Origin of the sequence: Longimicrobium sp., assembly GCF_036387355.1 — a bacterium.
In the GTDB taxonomy this organism is placed as follows: Bacteria; Gemmatimonadota; Gemmatimonadetes; order Longimicrobiales; family Longimicrobiaceae; genus Longimicrobium.
In genome coordinates, this window is sequence record NZ_DASVTX010000458.1 from 1 (window position 1) to 1,686 (window position 1,686).

General features: G+C 69.8%; 2 pseudogenes. Both read right to left on the reverse strand.

What is annotated here, in order from left to right:
• Positions 1-685, reverse strand: a pseudogene (locus VF665_RS19955) (hypothetical protein); the annotation flags it as partial.
• 238 nt (positions 686-923) lie between these two features.
• A pseudogene (locus tag VF665_RS19960) lies at positions 924-1,686 on the reverse strand (isocitrate lyase); the annotation flags it as partial.

Consider the following 1,686-nt stretch of genomic DNA (forward strand, 5'->3'; position numbering starts at 1 on the left):
CTTCTGCGGCGCATCGCCCCAGGCCAGGGCCACGAGCAGCGCCTGGCGCGCGGCGTCGCTGTCGCCCAGGGCCAGCGCCGTGCCGGCGAGCTCGTGCGCGGCGCGAGCCCGGTCCACGGCGTCCGTGTAGCGCGCGGCGGATCGCCGTCCCCAGCTTCTGCTCGGCCCCCTCGGACACGACGGCCTCGCCCACAGCGGCCAGGCGGGCGATCTGCCCGTTGCCGCCGTCCAGGTCGCGCGCGGCGCAGTACAGCGCCAGCGCGCGGTCGCGCTCGCCCAGCTTGCGGGCCAGGCGGGCGGCGTGCAGCGCGGTGCTTCCGCTCGCGTGGTCCATGGCAAAGGCGAGGGAGACGGCGGCGTCGGCCTCGGGAAGGCGGCGGGTGCGCTCCAGTTCGCAGGCGTAGCCCACCAGGGCCGGCGCGGCGCGGTGGACGGGGGCGCCGTCCTGGAGCACGCGAAGGACGCGCAGCAGGATGGTCTTTTCGGCGCTCTTCTGCAGGCCGGACACTTCGGTGTCCGCGCGGCGCAGGGAGAACTCGTCCGCCTCTCCCGCGAGCGCCTGTTCCACCACGCGCAGCACGAGCGCGGCCGCGGCGGCCCGGCGGGCGCGCTCGCCGCGTTCCGTTTCGCTGATGCGCTGAAGGGTGCCGGTGGCCGCGAGGGCCGTCTGCGAGGCGTGGATCATCTTGCTCCTGCGATTGAGAACCGTTCTCAATCAATCTAGCGGCATCTTCAAATCGTGTCCAGCCGGGGCTTAGGAACACATCGGGCTCTAACAGAGGCACGGAGTCACAGAGGGAACAACAGAAGTCTTGAATCTGTTCTGTGTCTCTGTGCCTCTGTCAGAGATTCTTCTTTTTCTCTCGGCCAAAAACAGACGAGGCCCCTCGCGGAGGCCTCGTCTGTTCTGCGATCAAGCGCGATCAGGCGAACTGGGCCTGCTCGGTGCTCCCTTCCAGCGCGCCGGTGCTCGCCTCGCCGCCGGTGACGGTCATCAGCACCTTGTCGAAATACCCCGCGCCCACCTCGCGCTGGTGCTTGGTGGCGGTGTAGCCCTGCGCCTCCAGCGCGAACTCGCGGTCCTGCAGACGGACGTAGGCGGGCATGTGCTCCGCCGCGTACGCCTGCGCCAGCTCAAAGGTGTGCAGGTTGATGAGGTGCCACCCCGCCAGCGTGATGAACTGGAACTTGTACCCCATCGCGTTCAGCTCCGTCTGGAACTTGGCGATGGTGTGCGCGTCCAGCCGCTTGCTCCAGTTGAAGGAGGGCGAGCAGTTGTACGCCAGCATCTTGCCCGGGAACTCGGCGTGCACCGCGTCGGCAAAGCGGCGCGCCTCATCCAGGTCCGGCGTGCTCGTCTCGCACCACAGCAGGTCCGCGTACGGCGCGTAGGACTTGGCACGCGCGATGGCGGCGTCCAGCCCGGCGCGGACGCGGAAGTAGCCCTCCGCCGTCCGCGTGCCGGTGATGAACTCGTGGTCGCGCGGGTCGGCGTCGCTGGTGAGCAGGCTGGCGCTGTCCGCGTCCGTCCGCGCAATCACGATGCTGGGCACGTCCATGACGTCCGCCGCGAGGCGCGCCGCGACCAGGGTGCGGATGAACTGCGAGGTGGGGATGAGCACCTTGCCGCCCAGGTGTCCGCACTTCTTTTCCGCCGCCAGCTGGTCCTCGAAGTGCACCCCCGCC